We start from the raw sequence: 21,916 nt of genomic DNA on the forward strand, positions 1-21,916 counted from the left end.
CTGAAACAAAATTGCGCTTATTTCTCGCGGCAGAGTCCTTCCAGCAGCACGTTTAATGCAGCCTGCACCGGCTCTTTCCCGACCTTTTCTTCAAGAAGCTGACCGCTGATCGCCAGCATGGCCAGACCATGCACCTGCGCCCAGCAGGCCGCCGCCTGTGCGCTGATGGCCACTGGCTGGAAACTACAATCGCGTTGTCCGTCTTCCAGCAGGCGCAGAAGGATACCGAACGTGCCCATGGCGGCGTCATGCAGTGCCGGGTCGGCACTCTTGTCGGCGTCGGCGCTGAACATCAGCCGATAAAGACCGGGATTCTTCAGCGCGAAATCAATGCAGGCTTCAGCGCCAGCCACGAACTTTTCGCGTACGGACGCGCTATCCGACGACAAGGCCGCCGTCATGACCTCCCCAAGCCTAACGAAACCAATCCGCGCCAGTTCCCGCAACAGCATCTCCCGATCACGGAAATGCTTGTAGGGCGCAGCATGACTGACACCGGTGCGCCGCGCCACTTCCCGTAGCGTAAAAGTCCAGTTCTGATCTGCTGCCAGCATGGCGAGCGCCGTGTCGATCAGCGCCCGACGCAGATCACCGTGGTGATAAGGGCGGTCTTTCGTTTCACTCATTCGTGAGGCCTATGTTTACACAAGAAACTTCATTGACACCAACACGTCATACTTCATAGCCTGCCAACATAAGTTTCTCCTGTAAACATGGAGGGCATGATGTCCGATGCTACCCCCGCCGGTCTGTCCCGTATCCTCGATCGCCAGCGCACCGCGTTCGTACGCAACGGACCACCAGGAAAGGCGCAGCGCCGGGCCGATCTGCGTCGTCTGAAAGCCGAAATCCTGAAACGCCGCTCACAGATCGTGCGCGCCCTGAATACCGATTTCGGCCAGCGGTCGGAGCGGGAAAGCACCATTGTGGAACTGATTCCGCTGGTGCAGTCGATCAACTACATGATCGCGCATCTGGGTCACTGGATGAAACCGGAACGCCGCCATGTATCAGCCTATTTCCAGTGCGGAAGCGCATGGGTGATCCGGCAACCGGTAGGCGTTGTGGGTATTATCGCGCCGTGGAACTACCCGCTTTCTCTGGCACTTGTGCCGCTGGCGACAGCGATTGCGGCGGGCAACCGCGCCATGCTCAAACCCTCGGAACTCACCCCGGCCACATCCGCAGTGATCAGCCAGATCGTGCAATCTGTCTTTGCACCATCGCAGGTTGCCGTCGTCACTGGCGACGCCGAAGTGGGCGCGGCGTTCTCATCCCGGCCCTTCGACCATATCCTGTTCACCGGCAGCACGGCGGTCGGCAAAAAGGTCGCCGAGGCAGCCGCACACAACCTGACCCCGGTCACGCTGGAACTGGGCGGCAAGTCCCCTGTGGTCATTGACGCCGGATATTCCCTGCAACGGGCAGCAAACCGGATCGCCTTTGGCAAGCTGACCAATGCCGGACAGACCTGCGTCGCGCCAGATTATGTGCTGATCCACGAGGGTGAGCAGGAGGCTTTCGCCACAGCCTATCAGGAAGCGGTCAAAAAGCTGCATCCGGGTGGTTATGCCGGCTCGCCCGATTACACCGCCATTCTCAACCAGCATCATTACAATCGGCTGAGTGGTCTGGTCAGCGATGCCCAAACGCAGGGCGCTCGCGTGATCCGCCTAGGCACAAACTCAGACGACGATCATGTTCTCGCGCCCGTTCTTCTGCTGAATGTCACCCCTCAGATGGCGGTCATGCAGGAAGAGATTTTTGGACCCGTCCTGCCTGTTCTGACCTACAGAACGCTTGATGAAGCGATCGCCTTCATCAACGCCCGTCCCCGGCCTCTGGCCCTGTATTACTTTGGAGACAAACGCGCTGAACGGGACAGACTTCTGAGCCGCACAATTTCAGGAAACGTCACCATCAACGGCACATTGATGCATTACGCTCAGGACGATCTGCCGTTTGGCGGCGTTGGTGACAGCGGCATCGGAGCCTATCATGGAAAGGAAGGCTTTCTGGCGCTGACGCATCCTCGCGGTATTTACAAACAGGGGCGTCTCAATGCGGCGACACTGCTTCAGCCGCCGTTTGGCAAACTGACGGACATCATCACAAAGTTCATTCTCGGCTGAATGGAAGCGGATCCTGCGCACCGATGTCCGACTTTACGAAAGACCGTATGCCCCGTCGCGCACGGGGCACCTGATCCGAAGCGCCGGTTTTCAGGCTGCTTCGGTCAGCGCGGGCTCTTTAGTAAACGCGGCAAGCGGGACTTCCGCGAACAGCGTTTTCAGTGCTGTCACCATCTCGTCCATCATCTCGTCCGTATGGAACGGTCCCGGCGTCAGACGCAGTCTTTCGGTTCCCTGAGGGACCGTCGGATAGTTGATGGGCGTCGCATAAAGCCCGTATTCGTTCAGAAGCCGCTTGCTGATGACCTTGCATCGCTCGGCATTGCCAACCGGCACAGGCACGATATGGCTGGGCGTCATGGTGAATTCCACACCCGCCGCACGCATCTTGGCGCGGAAGGTATTCACCCGCTCGAACATCTTCTCACGCCGCCAGTTCTGGGCACGCACCATCTTCACGCTGGCCAGCGCCGCCGCGACGACCGAAGGCGGCAGGGATGTTGTGAAGATGAAGCCGGAGGCCGTGGAGCGCAGGTAATCGACGATCTGGCTGGACGCCGTGATGTAGCCGCCATGCACGCCAAAACCCTTGGCCAGTGTGCCTTCGATAATGTCCACCTGATCGGCCACACCATCGCGCTGGGTGACACCGCCGCCCTGCTCGCCGTAGAGACCGACAGCATGGACTTCGTCGATATAGGTCAGGGCATTGTATTTCCGGGCCAGAGCACAGGTTCCGGCGATGTCTGAAATGTCGCCATCCATGGAATAGACGCTCTCGAACGCGATCAGCTTGGGCGCATCGGCAGGAGCAGCCGCCAGCTTTGCTTCAAGATCAGCAAGATCGTTGTGCTCGTAAATGACCGTCGTAGAGCCACGTGCGCCCTTGATCCCGGCGATCATCGACGCATGATTCAGGCGATCGGAAAAGCAGATCCAGCCCGGCATGGAGGTAAGGATTGTCTGGAGACTGGCCTGATTGGACACATAGCCCGATCCGAACAGGAGGCCGGCTTCCTTGCCGTGAAGCGCTGCCAGTTCGGCTTCCAGCGCCTTGTGAAGCGGGCTGGTGCCAGCAATGTTGCGTGTGCCGCCGGCTCCGGCACCGTGTTCGCGGATGGCGCTGATTGCGGCCTCGCAAACTTCGGGCTCCACGCCCATGCCAAGATAGTCGTTTGAAGACCAGACCACCACTTCCCGGCTGATATCGCTTTCCGGGAGCGCTTCCTCATAGACCGGATACCGTTCGGCATCGCGCGCCAGTGGGGTGAAAGTCCGGTATCGTCCCTGTTTTCTGATACCGGCGAGCGCCTCATCACAAAAATCGTAAAACGGGTGTCTCGCGTTACGAATCGTCACCCTGCCCCACTCCTGCTTCTGGACAGTCCGCCCGAAGCGGACCTTAGCTTAACTTTTACGGCGCTCTGCCGGCCTGATGTCTACAACAGGTATCCAAACGCCCGTCAGAAATCCTCTTCCGTCCTCGTGGACTAAAGATAAATCCCTTGCTGACGAAGACGACCGTGCCTGCGACTCTGGCCCTGTTTCCGTTCCGAATACACTTTGTGAAACAGAGCATATTCAGATTGCCGACGCATGAAGACCATGCGCCGGTCGGAATCATTCAACGAACATATACCCGTATGGTGGGCTGCGTCACTGTCGAATCCGGCATGGCGGACATCTCCACCTGTGCGGGAGAGGCTCCGGCGGCAACGATTGCATCGGTGACAGCCTGCGCATCGGACGACACCAGACGCGACAGGGTGAGACGAGTCGCATCCGGATCGGCACCGGGTGGGGCCACAGCCTGCACCTGAAACAGGATGTTGGGCTTGCGATCCAGAGCCTTCCTGACGACCGCCCGCACCGGCCCGCCCCATTCCTGTTCCGGCGTTCCGGCCACGAGCTGAATCAGCGGCGGAATGGGTGGCGGCCCCGGTGGCGGCGGCGGAATATAGACTTTTGGCGGTCTGGACGCGCGGGGATCGAAGGTGCGCTGGTCCAGCAGACCACATCCGTCAAGAGCCAGCACAGCTGCGCCCATGAGGCCGCCACGCAGGACAGCCCTCCGGTGCGGATAAAAGGAAGGCGTGGAGCCCCGCAAACGCGGAACGGGCGCCTTGCTGGCGGAAGAGGAATCAGACGGCATGGTTCAGACGGTCGCAGGAAGTTGGATGTGGAGCAAGCTGCGTGCATACCGCTCCTGCGTCATGAGCGAAATCCTTCGCGCAGGAATACTTGCGGGAAAACAGGCCCGACACTTAATTATAACGACAACTGACGCTCGCTTCCCGATCCTGTTTCCACGTCATTTGCAGTCTGGACAGACCCTGGATGGCTCGCAAGCCACACCTTCCCACATTTTCAGATGATCCTCTGACCTTTGCCGAAGAGGCCCGCGCAGCGGCGCTCCAAGCCGAAGGTGTAACCGCCACGGCCATTCAGGATATTCCACATCCGTTCTGGCTCGTCTCCGCCCTTCTCTGGCAGCAGGCTGTCCGATTTGATCCCCAAAGTCCGCTCTGGCCGGATCTGGACCGTTTTTTTGTCTCCTCGACCCGCCTGCTCCCGCTACGTAATGCATTCCTCAATCTCGTCTCGACCTCTGCGCCTTCCAACGCGGCGACAGAACTATTCGGGCTGGCGGGAGCCCTTCCGGGACAGGCCATCGCCGCCGCATGCGGCATGACGCTGGCCGAAAAAATTCTTGCCGGACGCTTCGGGCGCTCCCTTGTCGATCATCGCACTTGGCTGCTGGCCCTGCCGGGAGACCTTGAAACCGGCGTGGCGCTGGAAGCAGCGGCTCTCGCCGACCGGTTCAAGCTGGATCGTCTGACCATCATTGTCGCGTCAGCCACCTCCGCGCCTGAAGAGAAGGCGGACCTTTCTCTGGCTGTGAACAGGATTGAAGCCTCCGGCTGGAGCATCCGACGGCTCGACGGCGACGACGCCACTGCCATCGCACAGGTTCTGGCCGCCACGCCCAGAGCCCGGAAACCCCGCCTTGTTCTGTGTGAGACCTCGGGCAAAACACTGTCTTCGCCTCCTGAAGCGATCAACGCCACGCCGCCAACCCGTTCTTCCGATGCAGGTCGCCGCAGTTCCGTCCAGCGGTCGTGGCTACGCCGACTGATCCGTCATCCACTGCGAGCCGAGTTCGAACGCACACTTGAACGCCGCGCCCCGGCCCGTCTTGAAGATGATTTTCTGCGCCATGCGGGTGAGGCTCCACCCACAAAACATGACGACGATGGACCGGACATCACCCTTCTCCGCTCCGGCGTGAAGGCCCGGGAACGACTCGCTGATCTGCTCCCCGAGTTTGTCTCCCTGTCCGCAGAGCATGCACCCAAAGGCGCGGGCATCTCTTCCGGCGAGGCGGATATTTTCGTCTGCGGCCCCCGTGAGCCGGCGATGGTCGGCTTCATGAACGGGCTGGCGCTGCATGGAAGCATACTACCCTGCGGCACAGCCAATCTCTCATCAGCGGATCGCATGCGCCCAGCCCTGCGGTTTGCCGCCCTGTCGCGGGAACGGCTCCTTTTCGTGCTGATCGAGGATGACCCCGAGGCCTCCGCCTGCCCGCCGTGGCAACAGGTTGAACAACTCGCCAGTCTGCGCGCCATGCCCAATCTGGCGCTGTTCCGCCCAGCGGATTCGCAGGAAGTCGCGGCAGCGTGGCTGGCCGCCCTGTCATGGCGGCACGGCCCTGCCGTCATTGTCCTTGCCCGGCACGCCCGACAGGGGCCTTCAGCCAGCAATCCGGACACACTTCCAGCGTCCGCTGAGGTCGCCGTGCCGTCCATACGCAAAACCGAACAGGGCGGTTATGTGCTGCGTGAGGCGAAAGGCGGCTCCAGCTATCGCGCCGTCACCCTGATTGCATCTGGTCCTGAGGTAGCTCTGGCGCTTCAGGCGCAGCATAGACTTGAGAGTGAAGGCATTCTCGCCGCGGTGGTGTCCCTGCCCTGCTGGGAACTGTTCGAAAAACAGAGCAGCGCCTATCGCAAGGCCGTTCTGGGACAGTGTCCGCGTGTAGCGATCGAGGCAGCTTCCGGGTTCGGGTGGGAGCGCTGGCTCGGGGACACAGGAATTTTCATCGGAAGTGAGGAATTCGGAGTAGCATCCGGGTTCGACCCGTTATACCAGAGTTCTGGCCTTACGCCGGATGTCGTCTGCACGCGTGTCCGCGCCCTTCTGGGAGTGGAGCGGAAGCAGGAGGCCCGTGCGCGTATGGAAACTCAGAAACGCGGAGGGGACCCGCGACTACGCCCGTCCCCCATCGTAAAGTCCAACCAGCGCCCCGTTGCGGGGCGATAAAAAGAAGAACAAGACGGAGACAGAGCAGATGGCAGTCAAAATCGCGATCAACGGGTTCGGTCGCATCGGTCGCCTCGTCCTGCGCGGCATCATTGAAAGCGGTCGGACAGACGTTGTGCCTACGGTCATCAACGATCTGGGCAGTGTCGAGGCCAACGCTCACCTCCTGTCCTACGACAGTGTGCACGGACGTTTCCCGGCTGAAGTAAAGGTGGACGGCAACAAGCTGCACATCACAGCAAATGGCCGCACATGGGACCCGATCACCGTGTCCTGCGAGCGCGACCCGTCCAAGGTTCCGCTTCAGGGCGTCGATGTCGCCATGGAATGCACGGGCCTGTTCACGTCCAAGGAAAAGGCTTCCCCGCTGCTCGCAGCCGGTGCGCGCAAGGTCATCATTTCCGCTCCGGGCGACGCCGTGGATGCGACCATCGTTTACGGCGTGAATCAGGACATCCTGACCTCTGACATGACGGTCATCTCCAACGCCTCCTGCACGACGAACTGCCTTGCTCCGGTCGCCAAGGTTCTTGACGACACGTTCGGCATCGTGCGCGGCTACATGGTGACGATCCACTCCTACACGGGCGATCAGCGCACGGTGGATACGCTGCACAAGGATCTTCGCCGCGCCCGCGCTGCCGGTCTGAACATGATTCCGACCTCCACAGGCGCCGCCCGCGCCGTCGGTCTGGTTCTGCCGCACCTGAAGGGCAAACTGGACGGCACCGCCATCCGCGTCCCGACAGCAAACGTCTCGCTGGTATCCCTCGACTTCGTGCCGAAAAATATCCCGGCCTCCGTCGAAGCCGTGAACGAGGCCATCAAGAAGGCGTCCGAGTCCGGCCCGCTGAAAGGCGTTCTGGCCTACAACACGGCACCGCTGGTCAGCAGCGACTTCAACCATGCCCTCGCCTCCTCCACGTTCGACGCGACGCAGACCTCGCTTGTCGATGGCGGTCAGCTCGTCCGCATCTGCGCATGGTATGACAACGAATGGGGCTTCTCGAACCGCATGTCCGACACGGCCGCGGTTTTCGGCGCACTCTGAGACTTTTCAGGCGGTCATCCTCACTGGCATGACCGCCTCCCCCGATCATGTTTCCCGGACGGTGCCTGCCCGAACGGGCTATACCGGCACGGGCGACTGGAAAGGCTAAAGCGATGGCTACCCTCTCCTACAATACGCTCGACTCTCTTGACCCTCGCGGCAAGAAAATCCTCCTCCGTGCGGACCTCAACGTCCCTGTGCGTGATGGGGCAATCTCCGACCTGACCCGCATCGAACGACTAGCTCCGACCATCAAGGAACTGGCGGACAAGGGCGGACGCGTGATTGTCGTCAGTCACTTCGACCGCCCCAAGGGCAAGGTCGTTCCCGAGCTTTCGCTCGCCCCGGTTTCCGAAGCTCTGGCCAAGGTGCTGGGCAAGAAAGTGACATTCGTTCCTGACTGCGTGGGCAAGATCGCGCAGGACGCGGTGGCTGCCATGCAGGACGGCGATGTGATCGTTCTGGAAAACACCCGCTTCTACGCCGGTGAGGAAAAGAACGACCCGGAAATGGCGAAGAGCCTCGCTGCTCTGGCAGATGTTTACGTCAACGACGCTTTCTCTGCGGCTCACCGTGCTCACGCCTCCACAGAGGGTGTGGCACACCACCTTCCCTCCTTCGCCGGTCGCCTGATGGAGATCGAGCTTAGCGCGCTGGAAACCGCGCTCGAGAACCCGGAACGTCCGGTCGGTGCGATTGTCGGTGGTGCGAAGGTTTCGACCAAGCTCGACCTGCTCAACAACCTGATCGAGAAAGTCGACATGCTGGCGGTTGGCGGGGCCATGGCCAACACCTTCCTTGCGGCTCAGGGTTATCCGGTCGGCAAATCCCTCAAGGAAGAGGACATGCTGGATACGGCCCGTGAGATCATGGCCAACGCAAAAGCGCGGGGTTGCGATCTGGTTCTGCCGGTCGATGTGATCGTTGCTTCCGACTTCATGGCGGGCGCACCGACGGAGACAGTCGACGCCACGGCCATTCCAGCGGACTGGATGGCGATGGATATCGGGCCGAAGACCACGGCGCTTCTGATCGAAAAGCTTTCCGGTCTGAAAACACTGGTATGGAACGGTCCGCTGGGCGTGTTCGAACTGCCTCCCTTCGATGAAGGCACCAATGCAGTTGCGCAGGCTGCAGCGAAGCTGACCCAAGCCGGTAAGCTGAAGACGGTTGCTGGCGGAGGCGACACGGTTTCCGCTCTTCGCCATGCCGGTGTGCTGCATAAAATGAGCTATGTCTCGACAGCCGGTGGCGCGTTCCTCGAGTGGCTGGAAGGGAAGATTCTTCCGGGTGTCATCGCTCTTGGCGAAGCAGGACACGAGGTCGCTCCTCTTTAAGAAACTCTTAATTGGCGTCAGAGTAATCTGACGCCATGATTTCGACCGATCTCATCTCGATCCTGTCTCGACCTGGCGATCGCAGCACGGCGTCTCGTGCCGGACGCCGGCGCAGCGTTGAGGCGACTGATCTGGATGAGACTGACAGCTCTTCACCCCGCCGCTCCCGTGGATTGATGGGCGATCTGGACCTTGATGGTCCGATGCCCGTTTTCCGGCGTCGCGGGTATTATCTCGACCTTCTGATCTGACGTTTCCGTCTTGTAGGGGACCGGGCACTGCGTTACACAAACAGCGTGTGTCCGCGTAGCTCAGCAGGATAGAGCACAGGATTCCTGGATAATTGGGCGCCATGAGGGGAAACCGCATGGTGGATCTGCTCAAATTCGGGGAACGCTTGGTCTTCTTCAGATCATGCCGATCCCGAGCCAAGCCCGGAGTTTTTCGGGAAGGTGTAGAGACTGGACGGGCAGCACCTACAGGTCCGCAAGGATCCAGGGTGAAGGGACAGTCCAGACCACGAACGTCGTCCTATAGGGCGATGGCGGCGAAAGTCGAAGTGGTATGAATCCTGGGGCCGTGGGTTCGAATCCCGCCGCGGACACCAATACCGCCAAAAAACCTCAGAAATCTGCAATTATTCCACGAGGTTTTACAGAACGCTCCTTTTGCCTACTTTCGCCCTCTTCACCGCTCAACGCGCACTTCTATACTCTATCGGCGGAATGTTGGGTTTTGCGCGAGGTGCGGTGACCCGAGAAGCAAGTTCTTGATAATAGCTGAGCCGGTGAAATTCTGGATAAGCCGCAGCTAGGAAGGTGCAGTGTTGCGACCGATACCGTCCGAATAGAAGCTTGAATCCAGACTAGCAGACGAAACTAGAACGTGTCGGCAGTTAGGGCGCGAGGATTTGAAGAAGCTTGTACTACTCCTGCCAAACCTGTGATGTTTTTCTTCTGTTTTGACGAAGAGTGTGAATGCGACGATATGGCCTAAGTGACAGCCATTGAGCGCGGATAGAAGGTCTTTTTCCAAATCGTGAAAGTCATGTCGGCGAAACGACTTTGAATAGCTGTTTGTTTGTGGAAGCCGTGCTGTATCGTTATCGCGCCGGCATTCTCTCGCATGATCTGCCCTGCTTGGTTCGGAGACTGGAAGAAAGCTCACAAACGACAGCACCGCTAGTACGAAAGCGGGTTGATCGAAGGGAGTTTCCGGCATCCAACCGCCGATCGCGACAATGCATACATGATAATCGACAGCACGATTGTCCAGGTCCACCAGCATAACACTGAAACCCGTAAAAAGGATCGCAGATCAGGCTATCGCACGATCCCGTGGTGGACTGACTACCAAAATCCATGCTGCCGTTGATGCTACGGGGAAAACTGTGGCGCTTTCCCTAACGCTCGGACAAAGGTCTGGCATCACGGAAGCAGAGCCATGGCCCATGGCTCAATGAAGTCGATCCCAAGGCCTTCATTGCCGATAAGGCTTATGAAGCCGATCCGCTCATTGAAAAGCATGAAAAACGGGAAATCACACCGATTATCCCTTCAGAAAAACCGACGCCGCCAGAAAATCCTGTTCTTTCTTTATAAAAAAACGAAACATAATTGAACGGTTCTTCGCCAGACTGAAGTAATTCAGAGGTATTGCAACACGATAGAACAAGCTGAAATCAACCTTCATAGCAGCAGTGCACTTCGGTTCCGCTATTCTTGGGATGAACTGACGACACGCCGTAACGATAGGTTCACCCGATCACCTGTTCCTGAATAATGATATTTTCACTTTTGCCTGCTTATGATCAATTCCAGAAACTCTCTCATATCAACAAACAGCCTGGATGCACCAGCTTATATACAAGCACTTTTCCAAAATACGGATAATAAATATTATAATTATCCGTATATTTACTAGAGAAAGATGATAGAATGGAAGATGAAATAATAACAACATACTTTGGGACATTTTTGATAATTGATAATAATTTAAATATAATTCAAAAAGATATGTGTGATATCAATGAACATAAATGCACCGCATTAAAAAAAGATGATTTTATCAATTCTGGATTTGAAATAAGGGAAATAGACAGTTTTTATTTTTTAATTTCAAAAAATAATATGCATTTATCGTCAAATCCAGATGGCACGACTACAATGAGAGAAAATACAGCATCATGGGAAAAATATAAAATTTCAAATAAAAACTTTCGTGGTGTGATTCAAAGAAAAGAAGAAACATCGATTCCTAAACTCATATTTCAAACAGATAATTCCAAAAATATAGACAAGCAGTACCTAAGAAACGTTTCTCATATAAAAGAAATTAACTCTGGCTGGGAATATAAATATTTTTCAGAAAAAGATCGCATAGATTTTATATATGATAAATATGGATGGGATATTTTAAAACTATATTTGCAAATAAATCCATTATATGGAGCATGCAGGGCTGATTTATTTAGATATTTATGTATTTATTATTATGGAGGGATCTATTTGGATATGAAATCCAGCACAGAAAATCCTCTTGATAATATTATAAATAAAGAAGATGAGTTAATCACTTCAAATTGGCATTCTCAACGTGAAACGCCTTGGAATAATTATGGAGGATGGCATGATGTCGCTCATATTCCAAGCGGAGAATATCAACAATGGTTTATAATTTCAAACAAAGGAAACAAAATTATCGAAAAACTCATAAATCAAGTTCTAGAAAATATAAATAACTATGATTTTTCATTGCATGGATACGGCATAAATGCGGTATTTTTGTTAAGCGGACCATCTGTATATACAAGAGTAATATTTAACAATATCAAAAATCACAAAGTGAGATTTATAGATTCCGCATTGGAAGGAATTATATATCACGCAGTGCCATCAGAAAAGCAGAAAACAAATTATAGGGATCAAACTCTTCCTGTAGTTTTAAATACAAACTTTCAGAAGGCGGAACAGAGACATATGGAGCATATGAATATTTTTTAATTGTCTCTTTTCGGTATGGTCTAATTGAGAGTCTGCGGGAACGGATAAAGGATATTCTTCCGGGACGTGAAGGTCATGTCGACAGAACGGCTGTCGAGAACCGTCTAATTGTGGAAGCGGTTCTGTATCGCTACCGTGCCGGCATTCCCTGACGTGATCTGCCTATCCGGTTCAGGGACTGGAAGAACGCCCACCGTCGACTGCGTCGCTGGCACGAAAGCGGCGTGACCGAACGGATTTTCCGGTATCTGACCGTCGATCACGACAATGGATATATGATGATCGATAGCACGATTGTCCGTGCACACCAGCACAGCGCGACAGCCCTCAAAAAGGGAGTATGGATCAGGCCATCGGGCGATCCCAAGGCTTTGATCGCCGATTCAATACGCCGCATATTATCAGAGCAAGAATCATAACAAGTGACTGATGAAGGATACCGAACAGAAAAAATAGACGACCGGTCTAATTTCTATAGACACCTCATTCAGTCGGCCCTATACACATCATCATGAAGATCGCAGACAAACATCGCGCTGCCCGACAGCATATCCTGGAAGCGGCCAGACCGCTGATCGGCCTGCGAGGTTTCTCTGCGGTTGGTCTGGCGCAGATACTGGATGTCGCAGGTATTCCCAAGGGATCATTCTACCATTACTTCGAATCAAAAGAAGCCTTTGGCGAAGCTCTGCTACAGTCATACATCGACGACTATCTGATAAAAATGGATGACATCATCAGAAATGACAAAGAAAGCGCCATAGAACGGATCACGCGTTACTTTACATTCTGGCGTGATACACACATCGACGGGCAGATTGGAAACAAATGCCTGATCGTAAAATTGGCAGCAGAAGTATCAGACTTATCTGAACCCATGCGGGCTATTCTTAATGTTGGCACGCGTGCTGTTATTGACCGCCTCAGCGCCCTTATCGCCAAGGGTCAGGCAGAAGGGTCGATCTATAGCAAGCAACCCGCACAGATGCTGGCTGCGTCATTGTATCAGCTCTGGCTGGGCTCAACGCTTTTAGCAAAGATTACGCGCAATTCCCCACCGTTTGATCATGCCTGGACGGCAAGCAGGCAACTACTGGAGATCTAATTTCCCAAGCGGGTCATGGCGATTCGTTCTCTCACTTTAATAGACGACCGGTCTAATATAGTCGACCGGTCTAGTAGGTGTAAAAATGCAGAACTTTGAATTCTACAACCCCACCCGGATCCTGTTCGGCAAAGGCATGATTGCCCGCCTTAATGAACAGCTTTCACCTGAAGCCCGCGTGCTCGTGCTGTATGGCGGCTCAAGCGCAGAACGCAGCGGTACGCTGGCTGAAGTAAGGGCAGCGCTGGGCAACCGGACTTTCCGTGAGGTTGGCGGCATCGAAGCCAACCCCACCTACGAAACCCTGATGAAGGCCGTGGCTCTGGTGCGGGAAGAAAAGCTCGATTTCCTTCTCGCCGTTGGTGGCGGATCAGTCATGGATGGCACCAAGTTTGTCGCAGCGGCCGTGCCGTATGAAGGCGAGCCTTGGGACATTCTGGTCAGCAAGGGCGAAGCCGCAAAAAAGGCACTGCCACTGGGCACGGTCGTCACGCTGCCCGCGACCGGTTCCGAAATGAACTGTCTGAGCGTGATTTCGCGCCAGTCTACCGGTGACAAGCTGCTGTTCTCAAATCCGCTGGTCTATCCGCGCTTTTCCGTGCTGGACCCCATGCGCACCATGAGCCTGCCAATGAAGCAGGTCATCAACGGTGTGGTGGACTCCTTTGTCCATGTGATGGAACAGTACATGACCTATCCGGTCGATGGCATGGCGCAGGACCGCTTCTCCGAAGGGCTGCTATCCAGTCTGGTCGAGATCGGGCCTCGCATTGTGGCGACACCGGATGACTATGACCTGCGCTCCAATCTCATGTGGGTCGCAACCCTCGCCCTGAACGGTCTGATTGGCGCAGGCGTACCGCATGACTGGACCACCCACATGATCGGTCATGAAATCACGGCGAAATACCACATCGACCATGCCCGCACGCTGGCCATGGTGTTCCCTGCCCTGCTGAAAGTACGCCGCAACGAAAAGCGCGCCAAGCTGCTGCAATATGCGGCTCGGGTCTGGAACCTGACCGACGGCACGGAAGACGAGCGCATCGACGCCGTCATTCGCAAGACCGAAGAATTCTTCGAAAATCTCGGCGTTCCGACCCGTCTGTCTGCCTACGACATCGGAGCCGAAGGCATCACCGATCTGGTCAAACAGCTTGAAGATCACGGCATGACGCATCTGGGCGAAAACGGCGATGTCACGCTTGATGTCAGCCGCAAAATTCTGGAAGCCGCCGCCTGACCTGAAGGCCACGATCGCCGGGATACGGAACAGCCGCATCCCGGCACCAACAAGTTGACAAGAAAGAGGCTTTAAATGGCTTACGCCACGACCAATCCCTATACCAATGAAGTTGTCGCGACCTTCCCTGATGCCACGGATGCGGAAGTCCAGACCGCATTGACCGAAGCCCATGCCGCCTTCGAAGCCTGGCGTGATACGTCCTTTGCCGAACGCGCGAAAGTGATGAACGCCGCAGCCGCCATCCTGCGTCGTGACATCGACAAATATGCCCGCCTCGGCACACTGGAAATGGGCAAACTATTTGAAGAATCAAAGAAAGAAGTGATTCTTTCTGCCGAAATCTTCGAATATTATGCCAATCACGCTGAAGAACTGCTCAAGCCGGAAATACTGCCTGTAGCCGACCCGGCAGAAGGCAAGGCCATGCTGGTTCACGAACCATTGGGCATCGTGCTGGCAATCGAGCCGTGGAACTTCCCTTTCTACCAGGTCGTGCGCATCATTGCGCCGCAGCTTTCTGCCGGTAACGCCGTCCTGCTCAAGCACGCTTCCAATCTGCCGCAGTGCGCCGCCGCTTTTGATACGCTGATGGCGGAAGCCGGCCTGCCCAAGGGCCTGTTCCGCAATCTGTATGCAGCCCGCCCGCACACCGCCATGATCCTCAACGATCCCCGTGTGTGCGGTATTGCTCTGACGGGCTCTGAAGGAGCCGGCACGGTTATCGCCGGTATTGCTGGCAAAGCTCTGAAGAAGGCCACCATGGAACTGGGCGGCGCGGATGCCTTCATCGTGCTTGAGGATGCCGATGTTGAGAAAGCAGCCCGCTGGGCAGTCATCGGTCGTCACTGGAACGCCGGTCAGGTCTGCGTGTCCGCCAAACGTCTGATTGTGGCTGACTCTATTTATGACCGCTTCGTTGCGCTCTACAAGGAAGGAGTTGCAGCCCTTAAGGCCGGTGATCCGATGGATCCTGCAACCACGCTGGCTCCGCTGTCATCTCAGGCGGCAGCTGATGACCTGCGCGATCAGGTAACACGGGCGATGGATCTGGGAGCAAAGGTTGAGGTAATCGGCGCACCAGTTCCCGAAGAGGGCGCCTTCTTCCAGCCGTTGCTCATGTCCAATCTGGATGAGAAAAATGCTGCACGGCACTGGGAGTTCTTTGGTCCCGTCACCCAGATCTATCGTGCAAAGGACGAGGCGGACGCCATTCGCATCGCCAATGACTCCCCGTATGGTCTGGGCGGCAGCGTCTTCACGAAGGACGAAGCCCGGGGCGCACGCGTCGCACGCGCTCTCCGCACGGGCATGGTGGTGATCAACCACCCGCTCTCGCCCAAGGCGGACCTGCCCTTCGGCGGCATCAAGAACTCAGGCTATGGCCGTGAACTGATCGGTCTGGGCATCAAGGAGTTCGTCAACCACAAGCTCATCAATGTGGTGGATATTGACGCCGCGTTCTGATGAAACATGAGGGGTCGGGCAACAGGATCAGTTGCCCGACCCCTCACCTGAAAACCGCCGCATATTATGGCGTGTTGGCGAAGGATGTGGCTTTCGGGAAATTCCGACAACAGCCGAAACAGTCATTCCACATATAGCCAACGATCCGTGCTTCGCTTCTGTTCGTTTGGGCTCCTTTCATTTACCGTAACCGGTAATGACGCGGCCCCACCGCCGCATTCAAGATTCTGCGGAGCACACCATGAGCAAATCCTTCCCTTCAGACTCTTTCATGGACGCCTCCGTTGCCGATGCAGGCCATGAACTGGAGCGCCTTATTCAGATCATGGCGCAACTGCGTGATCCGGAAACAGGCTGCGCATGGGATGTGCTGCAGACGCCTGCAACCGTCGCGCCTTACGCGATAGAGGAAGCCTACGAGGTTGCGGACGCCATCGAGCGGGAAGCGTGGGACGAGACGGCGGATGAACTCGGTGATCTTCTGTTGCAGGTGGTGTTCCAGTCCCGGATTGCCGAGGAAAAACAACGTTTCGATTTCGCCGAGGTAACGCGTCGTATTGCCGACAAGATGGTGCGCCGTCATCCGCATGTGTTTGGGGAAGCGAAGGATATCGGCGACGACAAGGCCGCTCTGACCGCGCAGTGGGAGCAGAACAAGGAGCAGGAACGGCAGAAGCGTTCCGAACATGGCGCGCTGGCGGGCATTCCGCTGGCGCTCCCTGCCCTGCTCCGTGCCAGCAAGCTGGCCTCCCGTGCGGCGCGTGTCGGGTTCGACTGGCCGGATGTCGGCGGGGTTGTCGCCAAGGTGCATGAGGAACTGGCCGAAGTGGAAGCGGAAATCGCGTCCGGAGACAAGACGGCTCTTCAGGATGAGGTGGGGGATCTGCTCTTTTCCGTCGCCAGTCTGGCCCGCAGGCTTGATCTTGATCCGGAAGCCTGCCTGCGTCAGGCCAATGGCAAGTTTACCCGTCGCTTTGAAGCCGTCGAGAGCCTGCTGGCCCTGAAAGGCCTGACACCGGCTGAGTGTGATGTGGAAAAGCTCGATGCCGTCTGGAACGAGGTCAAGAAGCAGGAAAAATCCTGACACTTCAACGGATGATTACAGCGCAGGACTGGCGATGAAAGACCGCAGCGCCTCCGCTACCCTAGCGACTGGCTCCCTCCAGGCGATATCCGGTCTGTCCGCCGTTTCCTGAGCAAATAGCCGCACCTGTGGATACCAGAGGTGACGGCCCGTCTGCTGGTCCCAGTTGCTCTCCGCCCAGCGCCAGTCGCCGCCGAAGCGATTCAGAAGCCACAGCGGTGCTCCCATCGCGCCCGCAAGATGCGCGATGGCCGTATCGACGGAAATCACCAGATCAAGCGTGCTGATTCTGGCGGCGGTCGCGGCCATATCACCGTCTTCCGGCAGGGGTTCAAAACCTGATGGAGCCGGACCTCTGTTCAGGGAAACCCACTGTACATCATCAATTTCCAGAAGGGGTTCCAACAGGTTCGGCGCAATCGAACGTCGGCGATCAAAACGGTAACCCGGATTACCCGACCAGCACAGCCCGATACGGGGCCGCTGCTTGTCCTGCGAAACGCGAGACGACGTGGCACAAAGATAAGGCGCTGTCTCCGAAGGCCGCCCTACGCCCAAAAGAGAGGGCAGACTCAGAAGCGAGGCTTTCGCCACCACGGCCTTGTCACTGGCCGAAACAATCAGTTTCAGCCTGCCACTTTCATGAATCTGCTTCCAGATGGGCAGCACCAAAGACTGCTCGACCAGTGCAGCCAGACTGTCCGGCACCAGCAGGTGAATAGGCGCACGCTTCGCTGCCACTGGCACAAAACGCAGAAACTGGATGTAATCGCCCAAACCCTGCTCGCCGCACAGCAGGACCGGTTTTTCAGACGGACTACCATCCCAGTCCGGAAGATCAGACCGGGGAAGCGGCTGAAGCAGAAGACGCCGGGCCTCGAAATCGCGCCAACCTTCAGGAAATTGGCCTTCGGCCAGCTCCACAGTAGCCAGATTGAAACGCGCTCTTACCGCATCCACTGTGCCGGGCGCGTTCTGCATGACCTGCCGGAACAGATCCGCCGCTTCCTCACGTCGTCCCAGATCATTCAGCAGCGTCGCCTGATTAAGCATGACGCGAAGATCACCCGGACGCAGCGCAATCGCTTTGGAAAAATCCTTTTCCGCTTCAGCAAGATGACCAAGCGCCATATGCACAAGACCAAGATTGGTCAGTGTCTCGGCTGTGGGCAGACCAAGCACTGTCGCCTCTTCCAGCGCAGTGCAGGCTTCGTCCAGACGACCCAGTTCAAACAGCATGGCGCCATGATTGGCCCATGCAGCCGGGTCAGTGGGACGAAGGGCGCATATTTCTGCAAACCGCTTTTCGGCTGCGGCATGATCGCCAGTTGCATTGAGGAGTGTCGCTTCATGCTGCCGCGTTGTGACGTCATCGTCAGCGGCAAGCCGTGTGGCACGGCGCGCCATGGTCAGCGCTTCGGTAGCGTAGCCATGCCGGGCCAGAAACTGCGACAGGACCAGCGGATAACCCGCTTCCAGAGGCCGCAGATCCAGCGCCATGCGGAGCGCCGCCTCGGCTTCGACAAGCTGTCCAGCCGCCTCGCAGACTTCAGACAAAGCCAGTTGTGCTGAAGGATTGCTTGGGTCCGTCAGCACGGCGACCCTGAGCGCACCTAAAGCGGCTTCGACATGGCCGAGCCTGAGAAGCGCCAGCCCGAGTGTGACATGGAATTCGGCGCGAGGATCGGTTCTGATAGCTAGTCCCGAATAGCCGACGGCCTGATCAAACCGCCCCTGTGCGAAGGCTGCTTTCGCAATGCCATGCAGAAGAAGTGGATCGCCGGGTTTCTCAGCTAACCGGGCTTTCAGCTCGTCGTAGGAAGCTTCTTCCGCCATATCGAAGGAAGTCGGAGCATGATCCTTCAATGGGGCCTCCACGAAAACAGACAACTGTGCATGTAACAGGTTTGCGGCACAGTTTCGAGCGAAGGAAAAGTGTGAAACAGGCTTACTCAGTCAGATAGAGAACCGGTCTCTGGTCCGCTGCGCTAGAACTGTGCTTTGGATAGCCCAACTCCTTGGATTCCTTTGATGCGGAATCGTCCAAGTCGGAAATGCGCCAGACGTCAAAGTGTATATATCCCTAAAATGCATAAGGAATAACTTTACTTAACACTTTGATTTTTCATGAAATGCTGGGGCGAACGACGGGGATTGAACCCGCGACAACCGGTACCACAAACCGGCGCTCTACCAACTGAGCTACGTCCGCCACACAGCGGGCCTGCTAATAGAGAATTGCGAGGCACCCCGTCAATAGCAAAGTTGCTATTTTCTATCCTCGGCTGATGCGGTCCCGCAGCCGCGTAAGAGCCTGCTCCAGAATGATGGGCTTTTTGCAGAATGCAAAGCGAACCAGATGGGAAGGCGCGCCCGGCAAGGCTCCGTCATAAAATGCCGAAACAGGAATAACCGTCACTCCGGCCTCAACCGTCATACGCCGACTCCATTCCAGATCGGTCTCGGCTCCTGTCATCAATTCTCCAACCCCACGAATATCGGCTGTAAGGAAATAGGTTCCGTCACAGGGAAGCACGGAAAAGCCCATCTCCCTGAGGCCTGACGCCAGAATATCCCGCCGTAGCTGCATATCGGACGCCAGAGTCTCAAAGTAGGCAGTATCCTGATCCAGCCCGACAGCGACTGCGCGTTGCAGATTCGGAGCCGTGGAAAAAGCGAGATTCTGGTGAGCCTTGGCAATAACGGCTGCCAGAGCAGTAGGAGCGGTAATGTAGCCAACCTTCCAGCCCGTCATTGAAAAGCTTTTTCCGGCGCTACCGATCCGGATGCAGCGCTCGCGCATTCCCGGCAGGGTCATCAGCGGAATATGGCGTGCGCCGAAAGTCAGATGCTCATAAACCTCATCACACAGCGCGTACACGTCATGCTGTGCGACCAGTCCGGCGATGAACTGCAACTCATCCTCAGAAAAGACCTTTCCTACAGGGTTCATCGGCGAGTTCAGGATGATCGCCTTGGTTTTCGGTCCGAAGACTGCCGCCAGTTCATCGCGGGGCAGAGACCATTCCGGAGGCGTCAGGCGCACCAGCTTAGGGACCGCGCCCAGAAGCCGGATCATGGGGAGATAGGTGTCATAGGCCGGTTCAATAACCACCACCTCATCACCGGGATTCAGCAGGGCCGCGAGAGAAGAGGCCAGCCCCTCCGTCGCGCCAGACGTCACAATCACTTCACGCGCCGGATCGATCTTCAATCCGTAGAAACGAGCGTTCGACCGCGCGACGGCCTCTCGCAGTTCCGGCAGACCCGTCAGGGGCGCATACTGATTGCGTCCGTCCTGAAGCGCCTGTGCCGCCACTTCAGTCAGATGGGCCGGGCCTTCCGTGTCAGGGAATCCCTGTCCCAGATTGATCGCGCCATGTTCTGAGGCCAATGCCGACATGACCGTGAAGATGGTCGTGGGCAACTGCGTCAACTGATGATTCAATGGCTTCACGGTGACCCCCGGGCCTGACTGATGAAAAGAAGGGAGGCGTTCTCTGCGGTATGAGCCTCACGGCACGGAGGGCATGAGGGAACTGGAAATAAGCCCAGCGTTCGGCTCTCCGTCAACAATCCGCGCTGAACGGCCCTGCGGCGGGATTATTTCGGTGTCAAGCCGATTGCCCGCAGGCCAAACCCGTGCAACTGTTCTGCCTGAACCGCAGTTCAATCGCTGCCGTTCACATGCTAGAAGCTTGGCCGCAACAGAAATTGGTGTGACGACAGGGACATGAAGAAGATTGAGGCCATCATCAAGCCCTTCAAACTTGACGAGGTGAAGGACGCCCTTCACGAACTCGGTCTTCAAGGTATTACCGTAATCGAAGCGAAGGGGTTCGGACGCCAGAAAGGGCATACCGAACTGTATCGTGGCGCGGAATATATCGTTGATTTTCTCCCCAAGATGAAAATCGAAGTCGTCTGCCCCGATGATCTGGCGGAACGAGCGGTAGAGGCGATTTCCAATGCAGCGCGCACCGGACGAATCGGTGATGGCAAGATTTTCATCATTCCGGTCGATGACGCTGTCCGCATTCGCACAGGCGAACGTGGTGGAGACGCCATCTGACGGACAATCCGCAGAATGGATGATTTTTCCGTCTTGCTAGGACGTCCGGCATAGGACACAAAAGTTTCGGTGCGGTATCGATCTGATCATCCACAGGATGGAATGACGAACCGCAAATCTGGAGGCCGCGCTGGCGGCGCTAACAGGCAGGTAGAGGCACTAATGGCGAAAAAAGAAACCGGTTCGACCAAGGCGTCGTCGGAAGCAGTAGCCCGGGTTTTTGAGCTTATTAACGAAAACTCCGTCGAGCTGGTCGACTTGCGCTTCACCGATCCGCGCGGAACGTGGCATCACACCACGCAGTACATCACGACGATCGAAGAAGACACCTTCACAGAAGGTTTCATGTTTGACGGCTCCTCCATCGGCGGCTGGAAAGCCATCAATGAGAGCGACATGGTCCTGCTGCCCGACCCGACAACGGCCGTCATGGACCCGTTCTCAGCAAAGCCGCAGCTGATCCTGATCTGCGACATCGTCGACCCGGCGACAGGCCAGCTCTACAACCGTGACCCGCGCTCCACCGCCAAGCGCGCAGAGCAGTATCTGCAGTCCACCGGTCTGGGCGACACGGCCTTCTTTGGTCCGGAAGCTGAATTCTTCATCTTCGACAACGTCCAGTTCGGCACAGGCCCGAACTACGGCAAGTATCAGCTCGACAGCATCGAAGGCCCCGGCGCTTCCCTGAAGGAATATCCCGAGGGCAACCTGGGTCACCGTCCGGGTGTGAAGGGTGGTTACTTCCCCTGCGCTCCTGTCGACAGCGAGAACGATCTCCGCGCTGAAATGCTGACGACGATGGGCGAGATGGGCCTGCCGATCGAAAAGCATCACCACGAAGTCGCGCAGTCCCAGCATGAGCTTGGCACGAAGTTCGACACGCTGGTCCGCTCGGCCGACTTCATGCAGATCTACAAATACTGCATCCACAACGTCGCTGTTTCCTATGGCAAGACGGCAACCTTCATGCCGAAGCCGATTTATGGCGACAACGGCTCGGGCATGCATGTTCACCAGTCCATCTGGAAAGCTGGCAAGCCGACCTTCGCTGGCAACGGTTATGCTGATCTGTCCGACACGGCGCTGTACTACATCGGCGG

17 protein-coding genes, 1 tRNA gene and 2 pseudogenes are annotated in these 21,916 nt (G+C 56.6%); 14 read left to right on the forward strand and 6 right to left on the reverse strand.

Going from position 1 to position 21,916, the window contains the following annotated elements:
- Positions 1-17 precede the first annotated feature (17 nt).
- Positions 18-626, reverse strand: coding sequence for a TetR/AcrR family transcriptional regulator (locus B3759_RS02410; RefSeq protein WP_291363294.1), 609 nt, complete (start codon positions 624-626; stop codon positions 18-20).
- Between the two features lie 87 nt (positions 627-713).
- On the opposite strand from B3759_RS02410, the gene B3759_RS02415 reads away from it, so the two are divergent.
- Positions 714-2,132, forward strand: a complete 1,419-nt coding sequence (locus B3759_RS02415; RefSeq protein ID WP_291363296.1) for a coniferyl aldehyde dehydrogenase — start codon at positions 714-716, stop codon at positions 2,130-2,132.
- A gap of 90 nt (positions 2,133-2,222) precedes the next feature.
- Here the strand turns inward: B3759_RS02415 and hemA are convergent, their stop codons facing one another.
- Entirely contained in the window at positions 2,223-3,491 is a 1,269-nt protein-coding gene (gene hemA, locus B3759_RS02420; protein ID WP_099347899.1) for a 5-aminolevulinate synthase, read from the reverse strand.
- Between the two features lie 265 nt (positions 3,492-3,756).
- Entirely contained in the window at positions 3,757-4,284 is a 528-nt protein-coding gene (locus B3759_RS02425; protein WP_291363299.1) for a hypothetical protein, read from the reverse strand.
- A 185-nt stretch (positions 4,285-4,469) separates the two neighbouring features.
- Here B3759_RS02425 and B3759_RS02430 point away from each other — a divergent pair, with 185 nt between their 5' ends.
- The 11 genes and pseudogenes from B3759_RS02430 to mazG all read left to right on the forward strand — a co-directional run bounded on the left by B3759_RS02430 (position 4,470) and on the right by mazG (position 16,744).
- A complete protein-coding gene (locus B3759_RS02430; protein ID WP_291363301.1) occupies positions 4,470-6,455 on the forward strand; it encodes a transketolase-like TK C-terminal-containing protein in 1,986 nt (661 codons plus the stop codon).
- Between the two features lie 28 nt (positions 6,456-6,483).
- Positions 6,484-7,506, forward strand: a complete 1,023-nt coding sequence (gene gap, locus B3759_RS02435) for a type I glyceraldehyde-3-phosphate dehydrogenase (RefSeq protein WP_291363303.1) — start codon at positions 6,484-6,486, stop codon at positions 7,504-7,506.
- A 113-nt stretch (positions 7,507-7,619) separates the two neighbouring features.
- Positions 7,620-8,843 (forward strand): phosphoglycerate kinase, encoded by a 1,224-nt coding sequence (locus B3759_RS02440; protein WP_010667555.1) that lies wholly within the window; start codon positions 7,620-7,622, stop codon positions 8,841-8,843.
- Positions 8,844-8,878: 35 nt separating this feature from the next.
- The gene (locus tag B3759_RS02445; RefSeq protein WP_291363306.1) at positions 8,879-9,094 is read left to right on the forward strand and encodes a hypothetical protein; all 216 of its coding nucleotides are present in this window, start codon (positions 8,879-8,881) and stop codon (positions 9,092-9,094) included.
- Between the two features lie 765 nt (positions 9,095-9,859).
- A pseudogene (locus B3759_RS02450) lies at positions 9,860-10,578 on the forward strand (IS5 family transposase).
- A gap of 202 nt (positions 10,579-10,780) precedes the next feature.
- On the forward strand, positions 10,781-11,845 hold the full coding sequence (locus B3759_RS02455; RefSeq protein WP_291363308.1) for a glycosyltransferase family 32 protein: 1,065 nt from the start codon (positions 10,781-10,783) through the stop codon (positions 11,843-11,845).
- Positions 11,845-12,215: pseudogene (locus B3759_RS02460) on the forward strand (transposase); the annotation flags it as partial. The gene B3759_RS02455 and the pseudogene B3759_RS02460, both read left to right, overlap by 1 nt.
- Positions 12,216-12,356: 141 nt before the next feature.
- Positions 12,357-12,950: a TetR/AcrR family transcriptional regulator gene (locus B3759_RS02465; RefSeq protein ID WP_291363310.1), complete on the forward strand. Its 594-nt coding sequence runs from the start codon at positions 12,357-12,359 to the stop codon at positions 12,948-12,950.
- An 85-nt stretch (positions 12,951-13,035) separates the two neighbouring features.
- Positions 13,036-14,193: an iron-containing alcohol dehydrogenase gene (locus tag B3759_RS02470; RefSeq protein ID WP_291363312.1), complete on the forward strand. Its 1,158-nt coding sequence runs from the start codon at positions 13,036-13,038 to the stop codon at positions 14,191-14,193.
- 75 nt (positions 14,194-14,268) lie between these two features.
- Complete coding sequence (locus tag B3759_RS02475; protein WP_291363314.1) at positions 14,269-15,660, forward strand: NAD-dependent succinate-semialdehyde dehydrogenase; 1,392 nt, start codon at positions 14,269-14,271, stop codon at positions 15,658-15,660.
- Between the two features lie 241 nt (positions 15,661-15,901).
- Positions 15,902-16,744: a nucleoside triphosphate pyrophosphohydrolase gene (gene mazG / locus B3759_RS02480; RefSeq protein ID WP_291363316.1), complete on the forward strand. Its 843-nt coding sequence runs from the start codon at positions 15,902-15,904 to the stop codon at positions 16,742-16,744.
- Positions 16,745-16,759: 15 nt separating this feature from the next.
- Here the strand turns inward: mazG and B3759_RS02485 are convergent, their stop codons facing one another.
- From B3759_RS02485 to B3759_RS02495, 3 genes are all read right to left on the reverse strand, one after another.
- Complete coding sequence (locus B3759_RS02485) at positions 16,760-18,610, reverse strand: tetratricopeptide repeat protein (RefSeq protein ID WP_291363318.1); 1,851 nt, start codon at positions 18,608-18,610, stop codon at positions 16,760-16,762.
- Positions 18,611-18,880: 270 nt separating this feature from the next.
- Positions 18,881-18,956: transfer RNA gene (locus tag B3759_RS02490), tRNA-His, on the reverse strand.
- A 63-nt stretch (positions 18,957-19,019) separates the two neighbouring features.
- Entirely contained in the window at positions 19,020-20,201 is a 1,182-nt protein-coding gene (locus tag B3759_RS02495; protein WP_291363320.1) for an aminotransferase, read from the reverse strand.
- A gap of 276 nt (positions 20,202-20,477) precedes the next feature.
- On the opposite strand from B3759_RS02495, the gene B3759_RS02500 reads away from it, so the two are divergent.
- Together B3759_RS02500 and B3759_RS02505 are read left to right on the forward strand one after the other, a co-directional pair.
- On the forward strand, positions 20,478-20,816 hold the full coding sequence (locus B3759_RS02500; protein WP_010666746.1) for a P-II family nitrogen regulator: 339 nt from the start codon (positions 20,478-20,480) through the stop codon (positions 20,814-20,816).
- Positions 20,817-20,978: 162 nt separating this feature from the next.
- The coding region (locus B3759_RS02505; protein WP_291363323.1) for a glutamine synthetase beta-grasp domain-containing protein at positions 20,979-21,916 on the forward strand (938 nt) is incomplete at its 3' end.

The sequence above is a fragment of the Acetobacter sp. UBA5411 genome (assembly GCF_002409645.1).
In the GTDB taxonomy this organism is placed as follows: Bacteria; Pseudomonadota; Alphaproteobacteria; order Acetobacterales; family Acetobacteraceae; genus Acetobacter.